At 60.0% G+C, this 22,806-nt stretch carries 21 protein-coding genes; 13 read left to right on the forward strand and 8 right to left on the reverse strand.

Annotated features, from left to right (window positions below; genetic code table 11):
- Window positions 1–4: 4 nt before the first annotated feature.
- Together ACA053_RS25690 and ACA053_RS25695 are read right to left on the reverse strand one after the other, a co-directional pair.
- On the reverse strand, window positions 5–721 hold the full coding sequence (locus ACA053_RS25690) for an LrgB family protein (RefSeq protein ID WP_109635146.1): 717 nt from the start codon (window positions 719–721) through the stop codon (window positions 5–7).
- On the reverse strand, window positions 718–1,080 hold the full coding sequence (locus tag ACA053_RS25695) for a CidA/LrgA family protein (protein ID WP_497393988.1): 363 nt from the start codon (window positions 1,078–1,080) through the stop codon (window positions 718–720). The genes ACA053_RS25690 and ACA053_RS25695 overlap by 4 nt, the downstream gene beginning before the upstream one ends.
- A gap of 197 nt (window positions 1,081–1,277) precedes the next feature.
- On the opposite strand from ACA053_RS25695, the gene ACA053_RS25700 reads away from it, so the two are divergent.
- The 3 genes from ACA053_RS25700 to ACA053_RS25710 all read left to right on the forward strand — a co-directional run bounded on the left by ACA053_RS25700 (window position 1,278) and on the right by ACA053_RS25710 (window position 4,236).
- Window positions 1,278–1,733 carry a MaoC family dehydratase gene (locus ACA053_RS25700; protein ID WP_010467353.1) on the forward strand — a complete coding sequence of 152 codons (456 nt, stop codon included), beginning with the start codon at window positions 1,278–1,280 and terminating at the stop codon, window positions 1,731–1,733.
- A gap of 115 nt (window positions 1,734–1,848) precedes the next feature.
- Entirely contained in the window at window positions 1,849–3,567 is a 1,719-nt protein-coding gene (locus ACA053_RS25705) for a C13 family peptidase (RefSeq protein WP_497313937.1), read from the forward strand.
- Window positions 3,568–3,594: 27 nt separating this feature from the next.
- A complete protein-coding gene (locus ACA053_RS25710; RefSeq protein WP_109635151.1) occupies window positions 3,595–4,236 on the forward strand; it encodes an oxidoreductase in 642 nt (213 codons plus the stop codon).
- A 110-nt stretch (window positions 4,237–4,346) separates the two neighbouring features.
- Here the strand turns inward: ACA053_RS25710 and ACA053_RS25715 are convergent, their stop codons facing one another.
- The 4 genes from ACA053_RS25715 to ACA053_RS25730 all read right to left on the reverse strand — a co-directional run bounded on the left by ACA053_RS25715 (window position 4,347) and on the right by ACA053_RS25730 (window position 8,736).
- Window positions 4,347–4,631, reverse strand: coding sequence for a YceK/YidQ family lipoprotein (locus tag ACA053_RS25715; RefSeq protein WP_109635155.1), 285 nt, complete (start codon window positions 4,629–4,631; stop codon window positions 4,347–4,349).
- Window positions 4,624–5,256: a flavin prenyltransferase UbiX gene (gene ubiX / locus ACA053_RS25720; protein ID WP_109635156.1), complete on the reverse strand. Its 633-nt coding sequence runs from the start codon at window positions 5,254–5,256 to the stop codon at window positions 4,624–4,626. The genes ACA053_RS25715 and ubiX overlap by 8 nt, the downstream gene beginning before the upstream one ends.
- Window positions 5,253–6,602 carry a UDP-N-acetylmuramate:L-alanyl-gamma-D-glutamyl-meso-diaminopimelate ligase gene (gene mpl / locus ACA053_RS25725; protein WP_109635158.1) on the reverse strand — a complete coding sequence of 450 codons (1,350 nt, stop codon included), beginning with the start codon at window positions 6,600–6,602 and terminating at the stop codon, window positions 5,253–5,255. The genes ubiX and mpl overlap by 4 nt, the downstream gene beginning before the upstream one ends.
- A gap of 220 nt (window positions 6,603–6,822) precedes the next feature.
- The gene (locus ACA053_RS25730) at window positions 6,823–8,736 is read right to left on the reverse strand and encodes a sigma-54-dependent Fis family transcriptional regulator (RefSeq protein WP_497393989.1); all 1,914 of its coding nucleotides are present in this window, start codon (window positions 8,734–8,736) and stop codon (window positions 6,823–6,825) included.
- Between the two features lie 449 nt (window positions 8,737–9,185).
- Here ACA053_RS25730 and exaC point away from each other — a divergent pair, with 449 nt between their 5' ends.
- From exaC to ACA053_RS25780, 10 genes are all read left to right on the forward strand, one after another.
- Window positions 9,186–10,706, forward strand: coding sequence for an acetaldehyde dehydrogenase ExaC (exaC, locus tag ACA053_RS25735; RefSeq protein WP_033054129.1), 1,521 nt, complete (start codon window positions 9,186–9,188; stop codon window positions 10,704–10,706).
- 116 nt (window positions 10,707–10,822) lie between these two features.
- Window positions 10,823–12,271: an ethanolamine permease gene (gene eat / locus ACA053_RS25740; protein WP_461977063.1), complete on the forward strand. Its 1,449-nt coding sequence runs from the start codon at window positions 10,823–10,825 to the stop codon at window positions 12,269–12,271.
- A 51-nt stretch (window positions 12,272–12,322) separates the two neighbouring features.
- Window positions 12,323–13,717: an ethanolamine ammonia-lyase subunit EutB gene (locus ACA053_RS25745; protein ID WP_497393990.1), complete on the forward strand. Its 1,395-nt coding sequence runs from the start codon at window positions 12,323–12,325 to the stop codon at window positions 13,715–13,717.
- 8 nt (window positions 13,718–13,725) lie between these two features.
- Window positions 13,726–14,550 (forward strand): ethanolamine ammonia-lyase subunit EutC, encoded by an 825-nt coding sequence (gene eutC, locus ACA053_RS25750; protein ID WP_497393991.1) that lies wholly within the window; start codon window positions 13,726–13,728, stop codon window positions 14,548–14,550.
- A gap of 121 nt (window positions 14,551–14,671) precedes the next feature.
- Entirely contained in the window at window positions 14,672–15,130 is a 459-nt protein-coding gene (locus ACA053_RS25755; protein WP_109635166.1) for a GNAT family N-acetyltransferase, read from the forward strand.
- A gap of 241 nt (window positions 15,131–15,371) precedes the next feature.
- Complete coding sequence (locus ACA053_RS25760; protein WP_010467341.1) at window positions 15,372–16,028, forward strand: DedA family protein; 657 nt, start codon at window positions 15,372–15,374, stop codon at window positions 16,026–16,028.
- 6 nt (window positions 16,029–16,034) lie between these two features.
- Window positions 16,035–16,847 (forward strand): M90 family metallopeptidase, encoded by an 813-nt coding sequence (locus ACA053_RS25765; RefSeq protein ID WP_497393992.1) that lies wholly within the window; start codon window positions 16,035–16,037, stop codon window positions 16,845–16,847.
- A gap of 113 nt (window positions 16,848–16,960) precedes the next feature.
- Window positions 16,961–17,488, forward strand: a complete 528-nt coding sequence (gene ppa, locus ACA053_RS25770) for an inorganic diphosphatase (protein WP_028620880.1) — start codon at window positions 16,961–16,963, stop codon at window positions 17,486–17,488.
- 230 nt (window positions 17,489–17,718) lie between these two features.
- Complete coding sequence (locus ACA053_RS25775) at window positions 17,719–18,465, forward strand: S24 family peptidase (protein WP_497313950.1); 747 nt, start codon at window positions 17,719–17,721, stop codon at window positions 18,463–18,465.
- A gap of 696 nt (window positions 18,466–19,161) precedes the next feature.
- Window positions 19,162–20,247, forward strand: a complete 1,086-nt coding sequence (locus ACA053_RS25780) for a PDDEXK nuclease domain-containing protein (protein ID WP_497393993.1) — start codon at window positions 19,162–19,164, stop codon at window positions 20,245–20,247.
- Window positions 20,248–20,366: 119 nt separating this feature from the next.
- Here ACA053_RS25780 and ACA053_RS25785 read toward each other — a convergent pair whose 3' ends face one another.
- Window positions 20,367–21,182: a YfaP family protein gene (locus ACA053_RS25785; RefSeq protein WP_497393995.1), complete on the reverse strand. Its 816-nt coding sequence runs from the start codon at window positions 21,180–21,182 to the stop codon at window positions 20,367–20,369.
- A gap of 3 nt (window positions 21,183–21,185) precedes the next feature.
- A complete protein-coding gene (locus tag ACA053_RS25790) occupies window positions 21,186–22,805 on the reverse strand; it encodes a DUF2300 domain-containing protein (RefSeq protein ID WP_497393996.1) in 1,620 nt (539 codons plus the stop codon).
- Window position 22,806 lies beyond the last annotated feature (1 nt).

The following is a 22,806-nucleotide window of genomic DNA, read 5'->3' on the forward strand; positions in this document are numbered from 1 at the left end:
TTCCTTACACCACTATCGACACCGCCAACGGCAGGAACACCGCCGTGGCTACGCCCATCAGACTCATCGCCAGCGCCGCGAAGGCGCCGCATTCTTCACTTTCCTGCAAGGCCACCGAGGTGCCGACCGCGTGGGCGGTCATGCCCAGCGCCATGCCCCGGGCTTCAGGGCTGTGCACACCCAGCCGGGTCAGCAGACTCGGCCCGAAGATCGCACCGATCACGCCGGTGATCAACACGAACACCGCCGCCAGCGCCGCGACACCACCGATCTGCTCGGCGACCAACATGGCAATCGGCGACGTCACCGACTTCGGCGCCATGGTCATCAGGATCATGTGCTCGGCGCCAAACCACCAGCCCAGCAACACGCCCATGCCCGTGGCAACCACGCCGCCTATCACCAGCGTAGTAAATATCGGCCAGAACAACTGCCGAATCCGTCGCAGATTGAGGTACAGCGGCACCGCCAGTGCAACGGTCGCAGGCCCGAGCAGGATGCTGAGGATCTCGGTGCTCTTGCGGTATTCGATAAAGGTGATGCCACACACCGTCAGCACGCCGATCACCAACAGCATGGAGACCAGCACCGGTTGCAGAAAGATCCAGCGGGTTTTCTCGAAGGCCGCCAGCACCAGCTGATAAGCGCCCAACGTAATGCCGATGCCGAACAACGGATGATGGATCACCGAATCCAGCGCGCCGTGCCAGTCGAGGATCATGGGCGATCTCCGCGGTGGGCATGAGGCTTGACCATGCGCTGCATCAGCACCCCGGCAAACGCCATGGACAACACCAGCGACAACACCAGTGCGCCGACGATGGCCCAGAAATCCGCGGCGATGTCCTTGGCGTAAACCATCACGCCCACGGCCGGCGGCACCAGCAGCAACGGCAAATAACGCAGCAGGCTGCTGGCCGCCAGGTTCAGCGGCTCGCCGACCTGCCCGCGTGAAATCAGGTACACCAGCAACAGCAGCAGGCCGACAATCGGCCCGGGCAGTACCGGTAAAAACAAATGGTTGATGGCTGTGCCCAGCAATTGGAACAGCACCAGCCAGGTCAGGCCACGTAACAACATCCAGCATCTCCCGCACGCACTCCCCACCAAACAGGGGCCGGGCATTATAAGCACGTCAACGCTATGGATCGGCATTCGCCAAAAGCATGGTCGGTTGACCGGAGCAATTTGCCATGTTGATCTAAAGTGGTTCACAGGGAGGCCAAATCCCCCCACTCGAAAAACTATAAATCCGATGAAACCCAAGGAGAGTCTCAATGCCCTATGTTCCCGTTGCAGAGCTCAAAGATTATGTCGGCAAGGAACTCGGACGTTCCGAATGGCTCACCATCGATCAGGAGCGCATCAACCTGTTCGCAGAAGCCACAGGTGATTATCAGTTCATCCACGTCGACCCGGTCAAAGCCGCGCAAACGCCATTTGGCAGCACCATTGCACACGGATTCCTGTCGCTGTCGCTGATCCCGAAACTGATGGAAGACATCCTGATCCTCCCTCAAGGGGCGAAGATGGTGGTCAACTATGGTCTGGACAGCGTGCGTTTCATCCAGCCAGTGAAGGTCAACTCCAGGGTTCGACTCAAGGTCGACATGAACGAAGTCATCGAGAAGAAACCCGGTCAATGGCTGCTCAAAGCCACCGCCACGCTTGAAATCGAAGGATCGGACAAACCGGCGTATATCGCCGAGCCGCTGTCCCTCTGTTTCGTCTGACACAGGCCTGATTGCGAAACAGCTCACGCTGTTTCGCGCCGTGTCTCTGCCGTGTCTCTATAAATGCGACACATAGCTGCGGCATACTCCGTCGCATAATTGCCCGGATCCCGCTATGCGCTCACTTGCCCTCCTCGCCTTGACCTTGTTGCTCACCGCTTGCGGCGATGGCGAATCGCTGCTGCCCCCCGATGCCCGCTTGCCGGACGGCGGGCGCTATCGCGGTGATCTGGTCAACGGCTTGCTGCAAGGCCAGGGCCGCATCGACTACCCCAATGGCAGCTGGTACGCCGGCGAGTTCGACAAAGGCCAATGGCATGGCCAGGGCGAATGGCATGGCAGCAACGGCGAGGTCTATCGCGGCCAATTCAATCAAGGCTTGTTCGACGGCCAAGGCACACTGACCACCAACGGCAGCAGCTACACCGGCGGATTCAAACTCGGCCGTCGTGATGGCGAGGGCACGCTCAAAGAAAACGCGATGACCTATCGCGGTGAATTCAAGGCCGATCAATATTCAGGGCTCGGTCGTCTCGAACTCGACGACGGCAGCTCTTACCAGGGCCAGTTCGCCCACGGCAAACCCAACGGTGAAGGCCAGCGCGGCGACGCCAGCGGCAATCAGTTCACCGGGCACTTCAAGGACGGTCAGCTGGAAGGCAACGGGACCTTCAACAGCGCCGATGGCGACATCTACGTCGGTGGCTTCAAGAACAATCAACTGCACGGCAAGGGCCGCTACGAGAACGCCGACGGCGATGTCTGGCTGGGCCAGTTCAAGGAAGGCTCGCTGAACGGCAAGGGTGAGTTGATTGGTGCCGATGCCAGTCATTACGTCGGCCAGTTCAGCGACTGGCGCTTCAGTGGCCAAGGCCGATTGAACCTGCCCGACGGCAGCTTCTACATCGGCCAGTTCGACGCAGACGCCTATTCGGGGCGCGGCACGCTGGTGCTGACGGACGGCACGGTGCAAAGCGGCACGTGGATCAATGGTCAGCGGGTCCGCGATGCCGATGGCAAATTGTTGCCCGATAGCCTGGAGCTCGGTTTGTTGGCCCAGGGCCGCTTGCTCGACGATGCACTGACCAACGTGCCGGCCTCGACGCCAGCGGTTGAGCTGTACACGTTGACCGTCGGCGGTGACGGTAAGCAGAGCGTGTTCCTGCGTGAGTCCGATTACGTCAGCAACATGCTGACCAGCCGCTTCGGCGCCTTCGGCCAGATCCGCCTGGTGAACCATCGCGATCACCTCGTCGACCGGCCGATGGCCACCCGGGAAAACCTGCGCCGCGCTGCGCTGACCCTCGCCGAGCGCAGTGGCCCGGAAGACTTGATTTTCATCTACCTGACCAGCCACGGCAGCAGCGAACATGAACTGGTGCTCGACCAGCCGCGCATGGAGTTGGCCGATCTGCCGGCCGATGAACTCGCCGCCGTCCTCGCGCCGCTGAGAAATCGCGACAAGATCATCGTGATTTCATCCTGCTACTCCGGCGGTTTCATCCCCGCGCTCAAGGATGAACGCACGCTGATCATGACCGCCTCACGCGCTGACCGGGTGTCCTTCGGTTGCTCGGAAGAAGCCAATTTCACCTACTTCGGCGATGCGCTTTTTGCCCAGGCACTAAACCAGACCGATGACCTGGAGCAGGCCTTCAAGCTGGCCAAGGCCACGGTGGCGGAGCGTGAGCTGGCTGACGGCTTCGAAGCCTCTGAACCGCAGATCTGGGCGCCGAAAACCGTTCTCTCGCACTGGCAGCTGTTACGCAAGCAGCAGGCACGAAAAGCACTACAAAGTGTCTCTATCAGCAACAAGGATGCAAAGAGCAACTAAGCTGAACAGTATCAAGGGGGAAACACTATGTACTTGACGCCTCAGCATGTATTGCTTGCCGGAGCTACCGGGTTGACCGGTGAACATTTGCTTGATCGCCTGCTCAATGAGCCAACGATTTCAAGGGTATTGGCCCCCTCACGCCGGCCACTGGCCGAGCATCCCCATCTGGAAAACCCGGTCGGTGACCCGGCGGTGTTTCTGCCGCAACTGAACGGTCGTGTCGACATCGCCTACTGCTGCCTCGGCACCACGATCAAACAGGCCGGCTCCGAACAAGCCTTTCGTGCGGTGGACCTGGACATGGTGGTGGCGTTCGCCAAACGTGCGCGGGAGATGGGAGCACGACACCTGATCGTCATCAGTGCCTTGGGGGCCGATCGCAGATCCTCGGTTTTCTACAACCGGGTCAAAGGCGAGATGGAATATGCATTGCGCGCGCAGGACTGGCCGCAGCTGACCATTTGCCGACCTTCGGTGTTGTTGGGCGAGCGACTCGAACCGCGCACGGCTGAGCAATTCGTCGGGCCGTTGTCGCGCTTGATCCCTGGCAAATACCGCGGCATCGAAGCCTGCCAATTGGCGCGGGCGATGTGGCGGCTGGCGCTGGAAGAACAGGATGGGGTGCGGATTGTCGAGTCGGACGAGTTGCGCAAGTTAGGCAAATAGTCCGCAGGACCTGTGGCGAGGGAGCTTGCTCCCGTTGGACTGCGCAGCAGTCCCTGTTTTGGGGCCGCTTCGCGACCCAACGGGGGCAAGCCCCCTCTCCACAGGGTCTCCTACAACCCACCCGTCGCCTGAAAACTCACCCCGATCACCGTCAGCAATGACAACGGCAATAACAGCGTGTCGAGCAACGCGCTGGCCGGCAGATCGACACCAGGGTAGCTCGGCGCTTCGGCGCCAAACCGGTCCATGGCGCAGCACCCACCGTTCATGGCGTACAAATCAAGACGCGTCCCCGCGTACACCACTGGCGCTCCCGGCTTGGCGGCGTCCAGCGTGCGCGCCGTGGCGCAGCCCGTCAGTTGCAGCGCCAGCAGCATAATCAGCAGCTTATTCATCGCTGCTCAAATGATGTTCGCCCCAGCGCGGCAGCATGTCTTGCGGGATGTTCAACAGGTTGAGAATCCGTGCCACCACAAAATCGATCAGGTCATCGATGGTCTGTGGCTGGTGATAGAAGCCCGGCGAAGCCGGCAAAATCGTCACGCCCATGTTCGACAACTTGAGCATGTGCTCCAGATGAATGCTCGAATACGGCGCCTCGCGCGGCACCAGAATCAACTGGCGACGCTCCTTCAACGTCACATCGGCAGCCCGCTCGATCAGGTTGTTGCAGGCACCGGTCGCGATGGCCGACAAGGTCCCGGTAGAGCAAGGCACCACCACCATCGCCGCCGGCGCACCGGAGCCCGAGGCCACCGGCGACATCCAGTCTTCCTTGCCGTACACCTTGATCTGCCCGGCCGCCGCGCCGGTGTATTCAGTGAGGAAGGCCTGCATCGACTGCGGCTTGGCCGGCAGCGTGACGTCAGTTTCGGTCGCCATCACCAGTTGCGCCGCCTTGGAGATCAGGAAGTGCACTTCGCGGTCTTCGCGGATCAGGCAGTCGAGCAGACGCAAACCGTACTGGGCGCCCGAAGCGCCGGTCATCGCGAGGGTGATGCGTTCCGGGCCGTTGTTCATTGCAGCGCCTCGGCGAGTTTGCCGTGCAGGCCGCCGAAGCCGCCGTTGCTCATGATCACCACGTGGGTGCCGGGCTGGGCCTGGCTCTTCACGCGCTCGATGATACCTTCCAGGGAGTCGCTGACAATCGATGGCACCGTGCACAATGCGGCGGTCGCGCCCAAGTCCCAGCCGAGGTTGGCAGGGGCGTACCAGATCACTTGATCGGCATCGACCACGCTTTCCGGCAAACCGTCACGGTGAGCGCCGAGCTTCATGGAATTGGAACGCGGCTCGATGATCGCAATCAACGGCGCATCGCCGATGCGTTTGCGCAAGCCGTCGAGGGTCGTCGCAATCGCCGTCGGGTGGTGAGCGAAGTCGTCGTAGATGGTGATGCCGCGAACCTCGGCGACTTTTTCCATCCGGCGCTTCACGCTTTTGAACGCGCTCAACGCGGCGATGCCCATGGCAGGCACCACGCCGACATGGCGAGCGGCCGCCAATGTGGCCAGGGCGTTAGCGACGTTGTGCTGGCCGGTCATGTCCCAGTCGACGACGCCTTGGGCCACGCCTTCGAACATCACTTCGAACTTCGAACCGTCTTCGCTGAGCAGTTTGACCTGCCACTGACCGCCGGCACCGGTGGTTTGCACCGGGGTCCAGCAGCCCATCTCGATGACCCGCTGCAACGCCGGCTCGGTGGTCGGGTGGATCACCAGGCCTTCGCTCGGGATGGTGCGCACCAAATGGTGGAACTGCCGCTCGATGGCGGGCAAATCCGGGAAAATGTCTGCGTGATCGTATTCCAGGTTGTTCAGGATCGCCGTGCGCGGACGGTAGTGAACGAACTTGGAGCGCTTGTCGAAGAACGCGCTGTCGTACTCGTCCGCTTCGATGACGAAGAACGGCGTACCGCCCAGACGCGCTGACACCGAGAAGTTTTGCGGCACGCCGCCGATCAGGAAACCCGGGCTCATGCCCGCGTGCTCCAGGACCCAGGCGAGCATGCTGCTGGTGGTGGTTTTGCCATGGGTGCCGGCGACAGCCAGGACCCAGCGACCTTGCAGCACGTGGTCAGCCAGCCATTGCGGGCCGGAGACGTAAGGCAGGCCTTTGTTGAGCACGTATTCCACGGCCGGGTTGCCGCGGGACATGGCGTTGCCGACCACCACCAGATCCGGTGCCGGATCGAGTTGGGCGGGGTCGTAGCCTTGGGTCAACTCAATGCCCTGCGCTTCAAGCTGAGTGCTCATCGGCGGATAGACGTTGGCATCGGAGCCCGTCACGTGATGGCCCAGCTCTTTGGCCAGAACTGCCATCGAACCCATGAAAGTGCCGCAGATACCAAGAATATGAATGTGCATAGTCGACCTCGTAAAACATGGCCGCAGGTTAGCGTAGGGAGGAGAAAATCGCACTCTTTAGCTGATGGGGCCCCGGTCTCTGTGGCGAGGGAACTTGCTCCCGTCCGGCTGCGCAGCAGTCGTAAAACCTGAGTTCGCGATGTACCTGATACACCGTAGTTGCAGATTTTTGGGCCGCTTCGCAGCCCAGCGGGAGCAAGCTCCCTGGCCACAAAAGCCTCTAGCGGGCGATTCCGTGTTTGCGCAGCTTCCGATAGAGGGTGTTACGGCTGACGCCAAGCTGTTCGGCGGTATGCGTCATGTGCCAGCGCGTCTGCTCCAGCGCATTGAGTAACGCCAGCCGCTCAGCATCATCCAGCGGATGTTCGGAAGTTTCTTCAATGGCCACAACCTGCACCGGTCGAACCTGACGAATCATCGCCGGCAAATCCTCCAACCCGATCCGCCCGTCGTCACACAACGCCGCCAAGGTGCGCAGCACATTGCGCAACTGCCGCACGTTCCCCGGCCAGACGAAGCCCAGCAAAGCTTGCCGGGCCGGCTCATCGATCAGTACGGTTTCCCCGCCCGCTTCTTCGGCCAGCAGGAAATCAAGCAGCTGCGATTTGTCACTGCGCTCACGCAACGCCGGCAACGCAACCTCCAGCCCATTGAGCCGGTAATACAGGTCCTCGCGGAAGCTACCGTCCTGCACCCGGTCCAGCAAATTACGGTGAGTGGCGCTGATGATCCGCACATTGACCGCCTCCGGTTCGCCGCCAATCGGCACCACCTGACGATCTTCCAGCACTCTTAGTAGTCGGGTCTGCAACGCCAACGGCATGTCGCCGATTTCATCGAGGAACAGCGTGCCGCCGTCCGCCTGCTGCAACTTGCCGCGCATGCCTTCCTTGCGCGCGCCGGTGAAGCTGCCGCCGCGATAACCGAACAGCTCGCTCTCGATCAGGCTTTCAGGGATCGCCGCGCAGTTGAGGGCGACGAAGGCTTTTTCCGATCGCTGGCTGGCCTGATGCACGGCTTTGGCAAAGGCCTCTTTGCCGGAACCGGTTTCGCCATTGATCAACAGCGGCACGTCTCGCTCGAAGACCCTCAAGGACTTGCGGAAATCTTCCTGCAACGCGGCATCGCCCAGGCAAATGCCCGACAGACGCGGACGCTCGGCAATCGCCGGGCTTGGCACCACGGGTACCGGAATGCTGCGCGGCTGCCCACGCAACAGGGCAAACAGGCTCCGCCCATCGCGGGTGCGCAATGGCCAACTGGCGCTGGCGTTGACACTGGCGCGGCCGAGCAAGTCGTCCAGCGAGCAATCGAAAAACGCCTCGACCGGCTTGCCCAACAATCCACCGCGAATATGCCCCAGCAAGTTCAACGCACTCTGGTTGACCGCACTGATGCGCCCTTCTCCGTCGAATGCCAGCAACCCTTCGCTGAACAGCCCGACGGATTCAGCCTGCAAGTGAAAGCGCAGCAGCCATTGATTGTCGAAGTAGCGCAGGAAATAGCAGCTCTCGATCATCTTCGCCGACAGATTGACCAGAGCCATGGTGTGGAATTGGCTTTGTCGTGAAACCTCGTGACGCGCCGAGGACACGTCAAGCACCGCCAGCAGCTCGCCGTGAGGGTCGAACACCGGGCTCGCCGAGCACGTCAGGCCCGTGTGGCGGCCGCGAAAGTGTTCATCCTGGTGAATGGTCAGCGACTGGCGCTCCACCAGGCAGGTGCCGATACCGTTGGTGCCTTCGCAGGCTTCGCTCCAGTCGGCGCCGAGCCACAGGCCTGCGCGTTCGAAGATTTTCCGTTCGGCGGGCGCGGTGACACAGTTGAGGATCACCCCGCGGGCGTCGGTCAGCAGTACGGCATGCCCGGCGCCGGAGAGTTGCTGATGCAGGCTGGTCATTTCGTTGCCGGCAATGTGCAGCACTTGCTGCAAGCGTTCGCGGCTTTCGAGCACCCGCCCATGTTCCAGCACCGTCGGCGCCATGGTCAGGGCCGGGTCGAGGTGATAGTCCTCAAGACAGCGCAGCCAGGAACGGGCAATGGACGGATCGCTGCCGGGACCGTGCAGGTGGGACTTGCCCTGAGTGACGGTCAAGACTTGCTGGGCATGGCGACTCAAATGGTTGTCGTGCATTTCTTATTATTCTCCCCGAGAGCTGTGCTGAACCCCACGAAGGGCTGACACACATCCTGTGGCGAGGGAGCTTGCTCCCGTTCGAGTGCGAAGCGCTCGCCAAAAACCATAATCGGCAGACATTTTGGGGCTGCTTCGCAACCCAGCGGGAGCAGGCTCCCTCGCCACAGAGAAATACCGGTGCATTGATTTGTGGCCCAGCATCCTCCAGCCATCGGCGCATTGCAATGCTGGCCAGACTCGCCAGTCACAGCTTGTGCCACAAGCGGTACAAAGTGTCACAGGGGCTGTACCGAAAGCGTCACAGGCTCGGTCCGCCTGTCCGACAAAAACCACGCAAGGCCTTGATTTGCCTGACCTGCAGGGCAGTGGCCCGACCTTTGCTCTACGCTTATAGCAGGCGCACATGCGCTCTCCCTTATAAGCACAAAAGCCAAGGAGAAATCACCATGCGTTACGCTCACCCCGGTACTGAAGGCGCTATCGTTTCGTTCAAGAGCAAATACGGTAACTACATCGGCGGCGAGTTCGTCGCGCCTGTCAAAGGTCAGTACTTCACCAATACCTCGCCAGTGAATGGCCAACCGATTGCTGAATTCCCGCGGTCCACGGCCGAAGACATCGAAAAGGCCCTGGACGCTGCCCACGCTGCGGCCGATGCCTGGGGCGCCACGTCCGCCCAGGCGCGCTCGCTGGTGCTGCTGAAAATCGCCGACCGCATCGAACAGAACCTCGAAGTCCTGGCAATCACCGAATCCTGGGACAACGGCAAAGCCGTGCGTGAAACCCTCAACGCTGACATTCCGCTGGCCGCTGACCATTTCCGTTACTTCGCCGGTTGCATCCGCGCTCAGGAAGGCAGCGCCGCCGAGATCGATGGCAACACCGTGGCTTATCACATCCACGAACCGCTGGGCGTGGTCGGGCAGATCATCCCGTGGAACTTCCCGATTCTGATGGCGGCGTGGAAACTCGCCCCGGCCTTGGCTGCCGGTAATTGCGTGGTGCTCAAGCCGGCCGAGCAGACGCCACTGGGCATCACCGTGCTGATGGAACTGATCGGCGACCTGCTGCCGCCAGGCGTGCTCAACGTCGTGCAAGGTTTCGGCAAAGAAGCCGGCGAAGCGTTGGCCACCAGCAAACGCATCGCCAAGATCGCCTTCACCGGCTCGACCCCGGTCGGCTCGCACATCATGAAATGCGCCGCTGAAAACATCATTCCGTCCACCGTGGAGCTGGGTGGCAAGTCGCCAAACATCTTCTTCGCCGACATCATGCAAGCTGAAGAGACCTTCATCGAAAAAGCCGCCGAAGGCCTGGTGCTGGCGTTCTTCAATCAGGGCGAAGTCTGCACCTGCCCATCCCGTGCATTGGTGCAAGAGTCGATCTACGACGACTTCATGAAAGTGGTAATGAAGAAAGTCCTGTCGATCAAGCGTGGCGACCCGCTGGACACCGACACCATGGTCGGCGCCCAGGCGTCCGAGCAGCAATTCGACAAAATCCTTTCGTACCTGGAAATCGCCAAGGGCGAAGGCGCCGAGCTGTTGACCGGCGGCAAGGTGGAAAAACTCGAGGGCAACCTGGCGACCGGGTATTACATCCAGCCAACCCTGCTCAAGGGCACCAATAAAATGCGTGTGTTCCAGGAAGAAATCTTTGGCCCGGTGGTGAGCATCACCACGTTCAAGGACGAAGCCGAAGCCCTGGCCATCGCCAACGACACCGAGTTCGGCCTGGGTGCCGGCCTCTGGACCCGTGACATCAACCGCGCCTACCGCATGGGCCGCGCCATCAAGGCCGGTCGTGTGTGGACCAACTGCTACCACCTGTACCCGGCGCATGCCGCGTTCGGCGGTTACAAAAAGTCCGGCGTCGGTCGTGAAACCCACAAAATGATGCTCGACCACTATCAGCAGACCAAAAACCTGCTGGTGAGCTACGACATCAATCCGTTGGGCTTCTTCTAAACCGTCTGTCGCAGGCAAGCCACTCTCCTTGTGGGAGTGAGCTTGCTTGCACATCGGGCCTTCGCGCCAACCCGGCAATCACGCCGGTCAAAAACAATAAGAACAGGTGAACCCCTATGCCTAGCGATCAAGCCAGCGTGCAGCCGGCTACCTCCTCGGTCGACTTTGAAAAAGTTGGCTCCGACTATTTCCAGCAACGGGAACTGAAAAAAGGTGCAGCAGGCTGGGTCCTGCTGGTGGGTCTTGGCGTGGCCTACGTCATCTCCGGCGATTACGCGGGTTGGAACTTCGGCCTGGCCCAGGGTGGCTGGGGCGGCATGTTTCTCGCCACGTTGCTGATGGCGACCATGTACCTGTGCATGTGTTTCTCCTTGGCGGAGCTGTCTTCCATGATTCCTACCGCGGGTGGCGGCTACGGTTTTGCCCGTAGCGCATTCGGGCCGTGGGGCGGGTTTCTGACCGGGACCGCAATCCTGATCGAATACGCCATCGCCCCGGCGGCGATCGCGGTGTTTATCGGCGCCTATTGCGAGTCACTGTTCGGTATCGGTGGCTGGATGATTTACCTGGCGTTCTACATCATCTTTATCGCCATTCACATTTTCGGGGTCGGCGAAGCGCTGAAACTGATGTTCGTCATCACCGCCGTCGCCGCCCTGGCACTGGGCGTGTTTCTGGTGGCGATGGTGCCGCACTTCAACGTCGCCAATCTGCTCGACATCCCGGTGACTGACGCCAAGGGCGCCAGCAGCTTCCTGCCCTTCGGCTACGTCGGCGTGTGGGCGGCAATTCCTTACGCGATCTGGTTCTTCCTCGCTGTCGAGGGCGTGCCATTGGCAGCAGAAGAAACCAAAAACCCGAAACGCGACCTGCCCCGCGGATTGATCGGCGCCATGCTGGTGCTGGTGAGCTTTGCCCTGCTGATTCTGGTCATCGGCCCGGGCGGTGCGGGCGCCAATGCACTGCTGACCTCGGGTAATCCGTTAGTCGAAGCATTGAGCAAGGCCTATGGCGGCTCGACCTGGATGGGCCACTTCGTCAATTTGGTAGGCCTGGCCGGATTGATTGCCAGTTTCTTCTCGATCATCTACGCCTACTCGCGGCAGATCTTCGCGTTGTCCCGCGCCGGCTACCTGCCGCGCAAACTGTCAGAAACCAACAAGAGCAAGGCTCCCGTTCTGGCTCTTATTATTCCCGGCATCATCGGATTCGGCTTGTCGCTGACAGGTCAAGGCGACCTGCTGATTCTGGTAGCAGTGTTCGGCGCGACCATTTCCTACGTCCTGATGATGGCGGCGCACATCACACTGCGCATTCGACGCCCCAAAATGGATCGGCCCTATCGCACGCCGGGCGGTATCTTCACCTCGGGTGTAGCGTTGGTGCTGGCTTGCATCGCCGTAGTAGCGGGTTTTCTGGTAGACCCACGCGTGGTGATTGGTGCTGCGATCATCTATGGAGTGTTAATTGCTTACTTTGCTTTCTACAGTCGGCATCACTTGGTAGCAGGCACGCCCGAAGAAGAGTTCGCGGCCATTCAGAACGCTGAAAAAGCCCTGCACTAACGGCCAGAAATCACGGCGCAGGTCCTGTCTGCGCCGTCACGGAGAATCTGTATGGCAAGTTTTGCTCACACCGTCGGCGCCCAGACCTACCGCTTCGCGAGCCTCAAGGACGTCATGGCCAAGGCCAGTCCGGCGCGCTCCGGGGACTTTCTGGCCGGCGTCGCCGCCCTCAACGACGGCGAGCGTGTGGCCGCACAAATGGCCCTGGCTGACATCCCCCTGAGCCATTTCCTGCAGGAAGTACTGATTCCTTACGAAGCCGATGAAGTCACCCGACTGATCATCGACACTCACGACAAACAAGCCTTCGCCGCCGTCAGCCATCTCACCGTCGGCGGGTTCCGCGACTGGCTGCTCAGCGATGAGGCCGACGAACAGAGCCTGCGCGCCCTCGCTCCCGGCCTGACCCCGGAGATGGTTGCCGCCGTGTCGAAGATCATGCGCGTGCAGGATCTGGTACTGGTGTCGCAAAAGATCCGCGTGGTCACGAAATTCCGCGGCACCATGGGTTTGCGTGGGCGACTGTCCACGCGCCTGCAACCCAATCACCCCACCGACGAACCGGCCGGCATTGCGGCGAGCATTCTCGACGGCCTGTTGTACGGCAACGGCGACGCGATGATCGGCATCAACCCGGCCACCGACAGCATCGCGTCGATCTGCGCCATGCTGGAAATGCTCGACGCGATCATCCAGCGCTACGAAATTCCGACCCAGGCCTGCGTGCTGACCCACGTCACGACCTCCATCGAGGCGATCAATCGCGGTGTTCCGCTGGATCTGGTGTTCCAGTCGATCGCCGGCACTGAAGCGGCGAACGCCAGTTTCGGCATCAACCTGAATGTCCTGCAGGAAGGTTATGACGCCGGCCTGAGTCTGAATCGCGGCACTCTGGGCCAGAACCTGATGTATTTCGAGACCGGCCAGGGCAGTGCCCTGTCGGCCAACGCCCACCACGGCATCGATCAACAGACCTGCGAAACCCGCGCCTACGCCGTGGCGCGCCATTTCAAACCGTTTTTGGTCAACACCGTCGTAGGATTTATCGGCCCGGAATACCTCTACAACGGCAAACAGATCATCCGCGCCGGTCTCGAAGACCACTTCTGCGGCAAGCTGTTGGGCGTGCCGATGGGTTGCGACATCTGCTACACCAACCACGCCGAAGCCGATCAGGACGACATGGACACCCTGCTGACCCTGCTGGGCGTGGCCGGGATCAACTTCATCATGGGCATCCCGGGCTCCGACGACATCATGCTCAACTACCAGACCACCTCGTTCCACGACGCCCTTTACGCCCGCCAGACCCTGGGCCTGAAACCGGCGCCGGAGTACGAACAGTGGCTGGCAAAAATGGGCATCCTGACGCAAGCGGACGGCAAGATTCACTTCGGCGACAAGCTGCCGCCGGCCTTCCGCCAAGCAATGGCGCAACTGGGATGAGTGTTGAAATGGATAAACCACCTGTTGATCCAGAGAATCCGCTATTGGAACTGCGTCGCCTGACCCCGGCGCGGATTGCCCTGGGTCGCACCGGCACCAGCATGCCGACCCGTGCGCAACTGGATTTCCAGTTCGCCCACGCTCAAGCCCGGGACGCGGTGCACTTGCCGTTCGATCACGCCGGACTCAGCTCACAACTGGCCAAGGCCGGGCGTGAGAGTTTGCTGCTGCACAGTGCCGCCACGAACCGGGACACTTACCTGCAGCGGCCCGATCTGGGGCGAAAGTTGAGTGATGAGTCGGCGCAGACCCTGCGCGAGTACGCGCTGGCCAAACCGGGCGGTGTGGACCTCGTGATCGTGGTCGCCGATGGCTTGTCGGCGCTGGCCGTTCATCGCCATACCTTGCCGTTTCTGGCGCGGATGCAAGAGCAGATCGAGGCTGAAGGCTGGTCCGCTTCGCCGGTGGTGCTGGTGGAGCAAGGCCGGGTCGCCGTGGCCGACGAGATTGGCGAATTGCTCGGCGCAAAAATGGTGGTGATCCTGATCGGTGAACGCCCCGGCCTCAGTTCGCCGGACAGCCTGGGGTTATATTTCACCTACAATCCAAAGGTCGGGCTGACGGACGCCTACCGCAATTGCATCTCCAATGTCCGGCTCGAGGGCTTGAGCTACGGCATGGCGGCACACCGTTTGCTGTACCTGATGCGTGAGGCTTGCCGCCGGCAGCTGTCGGGAGTCAATCTGAAGGACGAAGCCCAGGTTCAGACGCTGGAGTCGGACGCAGGTGCAGACATGAAAGGTAATTTCCTACTGAGCCCGCCGAATGCCTGAACCGTTTCCGCATTGCGTTTCTGTTCCGGTTTCAGGCAGGATCGATGCACGGCTGCCCGAGTGAAAGAACCGTTCGCCGTCAGAGCACGTGAAGACAGCCACTTGAAGACGAGACCTATCGATGCGGATTATTCAAGCGACCCTCGAACACCTGGACCTGCTGACCCCGTTGTTCGTCAAATATCGCGAGTTTTATGGTTCCCTGGCGTATCCGGACTCGTCCCGGGCGTTCCTTGAGAAACGCCTGCGACGCAAGGAATCGGTGATTTACCTGGCGCTGGCCGATGGCGACGACAAACTGATGGGGTTCTGTCAGTTGTACCCGAGCTTTTCGTCCCTTTCGCTCAAACGCGTGTGGATCCTCAACGACATCTACGTCGCCGAAGACGCCCGCCGCCAATTGGTGGCCGACAACCTGATCCGCACCGCGAAGAAAATGGCCAAGGAAACCAATGCCGTGCGCATGCGCGTTTCCACCAGCAGCAATAACGAAGTGGCGCAGAAAACCTACGAATCCATCGGGTTCAAGGAAGACACCGAGTTCAAGAACTACGTGTTGCCGATCAGCGACGAGCTCTGATGCCTGCCGGCTTCTGTGATGAGGGATCGTTCGCCCTCATCACAGAAGGGTTATTTATTGTCACCAGTCTTCCGGCCGCGCCATAGACATCCCCCGCTACAATCTCGACGCGCGTTTCACCACTCAGCCCGTATAATGCCGGCCTTTTCGGCTTGTAAGAAAAACTACACTCCTCTGTAGGCTTTCGCGAAGTCATCCGCACAGGCCCGCAGAGTCCGGCCGTCACCACAGGTGCCCCTCCATGGATTTCAACCCGATCGACCTTATCCTGCATCTCGATGTTTACCTCGACTTGCTGGTGAACAACTACGGGCCATGGATCTACGCCATCCTGTTTCTGGTGATCTTCTGCGAAACCGGCCTGGTGGTAATGCCCTTCCTGCCGGGCGATTCCCTGTTGTTCATCGCTGGCGCCGTAGCGGCTGGCGGCGGCATGGACCCGGTATTACTGGGAGGCCTGTTGATGCTGGCGGCGATCCTCGGTGACAGCACCAACTACGTCATCGGCCGAACCGCGGGCGAACGTTTGTTCAGCAATCCGAACTCGAAAATCTTCCGTCGCGACTACCTGCAGCAAACCCATGACTTCTATGACAAGCATGGTGGCAAGACTGTGACTCTGGCGCGCTTCCTGCCGATCATCCGCACCTTTGCACCGTTCGTCGCCGGCGTCGCCAAAATGCCTTACCCGCGTTTTTTTGCCTTCAGCGTCCTCGGCACCATTCTGTGGGTCGGCGGCCTGGTGACCCTGGGTTACTTCTTCGGCAACGTACCGTTCATCAAGAAAAACCTTTCGCTGCTGGTGGTGGCCATCATCCTGCTGTCGCTGGTGCCAATGATCATCGGCGTGGTCCGCAGTCGCTTCGGCAACGCCGCGTCCAAAACCCAATCGCGCTGACTCGCGATGTGGTCCCTGAGCGCCTGGCGTCGCCGGCGTATCCTGGCCAGACACCCGATTGCCGACGATCTGTGGCAACGGGTGCGCCATCACTTGAGTTTTCTCGATGGCCTCAGCTCCGCCGAAGATCAATGGCTGCGCGAAGCCTGCGTGCTGTTCCTGGAAGATAAACACCTGACCGCCCTGCCCGGCGTCGAACTCCATCAGGAGCAGCGCCTGCTGCTCGCTGCTCAAGCGCAATTGCCGCTGCTGCACCTGGGCGACCTGAACTGGTATCAGGGTTTCCATGAAATCGTCCTCTACCCCGATGACTTCCTCAGCCCTCAACGCCATCGTGATGCCAGCGGCGTCGAACACGAGTGGGACGGCGAGCACAGCGGCGAAGCCTGGCAGCAAGGCCCGATCATCCTCGCCTGGCCGGGCGTAATGGCCAGCGGCGGCTGGGAAGGCTACAACCTGGTGATCCACGAACTCGCGCACAAACTCGACATGCTCAACGGCGACGCCAACGGCTTGCCGCCGCTGCACCCCGACATGCGGGTCAGCGAATGGGCCAAGGTCATGCAGCACGCCTACGACGACCTGAATAAGCACCTTGACCGTAATCCGGACGCCGAAACGGCTATCGACCCCTACGCGGCAGAAAACCCCGCCGAATTCTTCGCGGTCACCAGCGAATACTTCTTCAGCGCCCCGGATTTGCTGCACGAGGCGTATCCTCAGGTCTATGAGCAGCTGAAGCTGTTTTACCGCCAGGACCCACTGGCCAGGCTGCGGCAACTTCTGGCCGAGAACCCGGTCTATCAGGCACACGACTAAGGTCTCTACGACCCTTGGTACGTAGCATCAACGGCGGAATATGCCTATAATCGCCGCCACTTTTTGGTCAATCCGGCCAAGTGTTTTTGGTCAACTAACGGGGGCACCGCCCAATGAGCTACAGCAAGATTCCGGCTGGCAAAGACCTGCCGAACGACATCTACGTCGCGATCGAGATTCCGGCCAACCACGCGCCGATCAAGTACGAAATCGACAAAGACAGCGATTGCCTGTTCGTTGACCGTTTCATGGCCACCCCGATGTTCTACCCGGCCAACTACGGTTTCATCCCGAACACCCTGGCTGACGACGGTGACCCCCTCGACGTGCTGGTCGTGACCCCTTACCCGGTTGCACCAGGCTCGGTGATCCGCGCACGTCCGGTCGGCATCCTGCACATGACCGACGACGGCGGCGGCGATGCCAAAGTCATCGCAGTCCCACACGACAAGCTGTCCCAGCTGTACGTCGACGTGAAGGAATACACCGATCTGCCTCCACTGCTGCTGGAACAGATCAAGCACTTCTTCGAGAACTACAAAGACCTCGAAAAAGGCAAATGGGTGAAGATTGAAGGTTGGGGCGACGCAGAAGCCGCTCGCACCGAGATCATGAAGTCGGTTGCTGCCTATAAAGGCTAAGGCGCCATTGGCCTCGCGCCTGTGACGACTTGAAGAAAACCCCGGTTGATCCGGGGTTTTTTGTGGGCGTCCATTAAGGGCTTTTTAAACGGCGCGTTTACTTCCAGAACGCTACGTTTTTTCTTGTTTAATTTGTTCCAAATACGTCTTACATCCGGTCGTAAATTTCCCTCGAAATTTGAACGGTTCGTTTATTCAAAGCCCGCCCCGGCGCCCGTAGACTCGTGTTTATGAAAAAGAACACTAGCGGCCCACGGTTTAAAGCGCTCCTCGAAAAAGCGAAAATAACGACGACAGGATTTGCCGCTTTCTTCGATACGGAGCCGCAAAATATCCACAACTGGTACACCCGCGGTGTGCCCGCCTACCGCATGGAAGAAGTCTCCAGACTACTCTCGGTAAACAGCGACTGGCTGAAAACCGGCGAGGGTTCCCAAGACTCCAAACACTTGCGCCTGCTCGACGAGTCCGGCAACACCTTCGACGCCCAGGCCATTCGCGGCATCTACACGGTGGTCGAACCCACCGATGTCGAACTGCCCCTCTACAAGGAAATACCCATCGCCCCGGGCTCCTTCAACACTCACGTCGTCGAAGACCCCGGCCAATTCATCCGCCTGCCCAAAAGCCACCTCGACTCCCTGGAAATCAAATACACGGATGTCTTCTGCGTCCAGATGATCGGCAACGGCATGGGAGCACGGATTGAGGACGGCTCCACACTCGCCATCGACCGCGGACTGACCAAGGTGATTGACGGGGAAATCTATGCCATCGAGCACGACGGCATGCTGCGCATCAAATACCTGCACCGGATGCCGGGCAATGCCCTGCGGTTGCGCAGCTACAACCAGGCCGAACACCCGGATGAGATCTTCAATGCCGAGCAGATTGATAAGCAGAACATCAGGGTGCTGGGGTGGGTGTTCTGGTGGTCGACGCTGAACAAACGGCGGCCGGCGGTGCCGTTTTTGTAGCACCCAGGCATTTTTACAGGTAAGCCCACTCCCACAGGCATCACTCAATCCCTGTGGGAGCGGGCTTGCCCGCGAAAGCGATGGAACATTCACCCTGGATATCCAGACGGATCACTCGATCCCAAGCCCCGATAGCTCTAAGACGCACACCACACTGGGAATCCGGCAAAAAAATCAGTATGCTGCGCCCCACATTTGCGCATCACCCCGCCCCGCGGCTCTGATCGCACCGACAAGGCAGATGATTTTCTCGCCGAGTCCCACAGCCGGACGCAAGATCCGGGTGTACGTTTTGAAGGCTGGCGAGGTTTACCAAAAATGAACCAAGCCAGTCCCCGAGAAGCCGGCCACAAGCCGGCTTTTTAATGCCTGTCGAAAAGCTTCTGATCTAGTGTCAGCAGTGCTGACACTCTTCTTTCAATAGGCGACAGAGGCCTAAAAGTAAGCATCTTCGCTTTCTTTTGAAGGAAACATCCTTGAAGGTCCTACCTGCTTGCGTCTGCTAAATGCGCTGACTAATCTTCGACCGTCACTGCCAGATCAGTAATGGTTTTAGCAGCCCACCGCTTGATTCGGTGCAGAGTGCTCCCATTCACTCGGCGCTTTTTTATCGCCTCAGCTTTCTATTAGCCTCTGCACCAAGATGACGGCAAACGCGGCGAAGGCCGCGCCGAAAAAGCCACAAGGGAAAAAAGCATGAGCGACACCCCCGCTAGCCTGAGCATTCCGCCCGAAGGCTATGGAGATTGGCTGGCCGACCTCAAAAGCCGCATCCATAACGCCCAGCAGCGCGCCACTCTGGCGGTGAACCGCGAACTGGTGCTGCTCTACTGGCAGATCGGTCAAGATATTTTGTCCCGGCAAGCACAACAGGGTTGGGGAACCAAGGTGATCGACCGCCTAGCTCAGGATTTGCTTGCGGCTTTTCCGGATATGAAAGGGTTTTCCCCACGCAACCTCAAGTACATGCGCGCCTTTGCCCAAGCGTGGCCGGACGCAAAATTTGTGCAAGAGGTGCTTGCACAATTGCCTTGGTATCACCAGTTAGCGTTGCTGGACAAATTGCCCAGCCCGGAAACTCGCTGCTGGTATGCCGCCCAGGCCATCGAACACAACTGGTCGCGTAACATCTTGGTAATGCAGATAGAGACCCGTCTGCTGGAGCGAAGTGGCAATGCAGTCAGTAACTTTGATAATCACCTGCCCAAGCCACAGTCCGACCTGGCCCGCGAATCACTGAAAGACCCGTACCGTTTCGACTTTCTCGGCCTGACTGTTCATGCCCAGGAACGCGAGATCGAAAACGCTCTGGTGAAGCATGTCACCGAGTTCTTACTGGAGCTGGGTGCAGGATTTGCCTTCGTCGGCAAGCAAGTGTTGCTGGATGTAGGCGGTGACGAGTTCTTCATCGACCTGCTGTTTTATCACCTCAAGCTACGTTGCTATGTGGTAATCGAACTGAAGTCTGGGAAGTTCAAGCCCGAGCATTTGGGTCAGCTGAGTTTTTACCTCACCGCAGTCGATGCCCAACTCAAGTACCCGCAGGACGGCCCGACCATCGGCCTTCTGCTATGCAAGAGCAAGAGCAAGAGCAAGAGCAAGAGCAAGAATAAGATTGTGGCCGAATACGCGCTGCGTGATAACGCCCGCCCCATCGGTGTTGCCGAATACCAATTAGTGGAATCCTTGCCGGTAGAACTGCAAACCAGCCTGCCCAGCATTGAACAGATCGAGCGCGAGCTAGCAAGTGATGACGCATCCATGGAGGACGACTCGCAATGACTGAACAGATCTGTCACCCCCATTAATAGACTGGCAGGTGGGTGCAGACGGGGAGCTGTATGGTGCGAAGGATTAGGAGCGCAACCGCGTGCAAATGCTGCGGTCGCTGTCTCAGAGCCTCACGGATAACTAAACCCCTTAACCAACGTCAACTCTCCCACCGCCCGCATCGGCACCAGAAAAGTCTCCATCTTCTCGTTCGGCGTCCCTTCCTCCGTAATCACCGTCACCTGCGCCGTGGTCAGCGGCTGAACCGCCTCCCCCTGGCCTTCCTCATCACTCCGATACCCGCCCCCGAAGTAGTTCACGTAAACGAGATATTGGCCTTTGATCGGCGCTGGCATGGCGAAGATCTCCGGCCCATACCCCGTCGTCACGTCAACATCCAGCGCCGCACCATTAGGCACAACCCGATCGCCATACCAGATGTGCGCACCATCGGGCGTGATGAGGTGCAGATCCAGATCCGTCCCATCGCTGTCCCACGCCAGCAACACCCGCAACTTGGCCGGCGTGGCGCCACCACTGGCATTGAGAAACTGCGTCCGATGCCGCTGCTGACCATCGGGGCTGCGAACTTCAACGCTGTTGCTGCCATTGGGAAACGAGAACGGTCGATCAAAGCGTCCAGCCGGATCAATCTTCAGCGGCATGCTGACGCCGTTGATGATCAACCGTCCCGGTTCACCTGACTTGGGCGTGGCGTTGATCTGTCCGGTGATACGCGCAGTATTGGCCTGGCCCACCGGGGTGTTCACCGACGAAGCCGGGTAGTTAACAATCTGACGAAAGCTTTCACCTTCACCTTCGGACGCGCCAGTGCGCCAACCACCAACGGGCGTATCAAGTTTCACGCCGCTCTCAGCCGCAAAAACCGTCGGCAATACGCAAAAAGAACAAAGGAACAGGAAGACCTGTGGATAACGGAGTTTCATGGCCTATTCCAGCAAGAGGTGGCGGGCGAGCCCTTCAATGTAGGTTTCATCCTGGCCGTTGGGGTGTGCTTCGAAAGCCAGGTGCAGGTATTCGTGGGTCAGGTCGAGGCGGTCTTGCAGCGACAGCACGCCGCGCACGTAGATGCGCTGGCGTTCGCGGTCGACATAGGGGCGGCCGAAGGCCAGGCGGCAGACGGCGAAGGTGCTGACGTCGTTGTAGCCGACTTCGCTTTCCAACCGCGGACGCCAGCCGCGGCGTTGCTTTTGCAGCCAGTCTTGCGCGGCGGGCAGTGCTTCGCAGGAGGCGACGGGGTTGTCCCAGCGGCTGAGGCTGGCGCGCGGGTAGGCGTGCAGCAGGATGGCGTCGTAGCGTTGGCCGGCGTTGGCTTGTTCGACGGCGTGCTGCCAGGACAGTTTGTCCGGGCCGGGTTGGTCGGAGTGATAGGTGACGGTGCTGCCGGCGAGGACCAGGTCGCTGGTCCAGGCGGCGATGTGGCGTGATTCGGCGGCGGCCGGGCGTGGGGCGACGCGTTGGCGGCTGCTGCTGTCGTCGATGCTCAGGCAATCGCCGTGGCGGGTGGCGTTTTGCAGCAGGTAGGTTCTTATCGCAATGGCCAGTGCTTTAGCGGCTTCAGCAGGTTCGGGTTTGGCTTCACGTTGCAGGACCCGGGCGACGTACTCTTCACGGTCCAGCCGGGCGACGAGCTTGTCCTTCAACAGAAACAGTTCGCCATCGCTGTGGATATCGAGTTGATTGCCGTTGGCGAATTCGACGCGGTAATCGCCTTGCAAAGGCCCGGAAGCCACAACGTGATCCCCGGCCAGAACGCGCCCGATCGGATAACGAGAAAACAGCCCGACCTCGACACATCGTCCTGCGTCCGCGGGCCAATCCACCGACAACACCGAAGCCAACGCAGCCCCGTAATGACGAAGCACCATCTGACTGGTCCCGCGCCCGCCCGCCCAGATCGGCGTGCCGTCCGTCGTCCAACCGGCAAACCCGCCCTGACGCGACGAAGGATCCTCATCGCCCAACCAACTCCAGGTTTTCACCCGCAACCGGCCACCGAGTTCGCCGACGACATTGCCGTCAGCCGCATTGAGCACCACATCGAGCAACACCCGCCGCGCCTGATCCTGAGCCGGCATCACGGCCAGCACCTTCAGCAATTCCGCCACCGACACGCGCGTAGAAGGCTGCAACGAAGGCAAGTCCAGCAACCATTCCGGAGCCTGCCGAGCCTGCCAATATCCCCGCCAGCCAGCATTGGAAATACCCAATCGCGCCGGATCAAAGTACAAACCGCACGATTTCACCAACGCCTGATCGCGTTCGATCTTGCCACCCGCCGTGCAGCAATAAACTTCCTCTTTCGACTGCCCGCGACACTCATACGCCGGCTCACGGGCGCCGGTATCCACCAGCCAGCCGTACACAAACAATTTCCACAAACTGCCGAGCGGTGCCTGCACATCAGCAGGCAATGGCTCGCGGGAAATCACCTGAGTCCGGTTCAGCGAAATCAATTCACCCTTGAAGCCCAGTCGCAGCGGTTCGTCCTGCGCTGTCGCCAGCGCAGGAATCAAACACAGCAGCCAAAAGACCAACGCTCGGGTCATG

The organism is Pseudomonas sp. LBUM1672 (genome assembly GCF_059695655.1).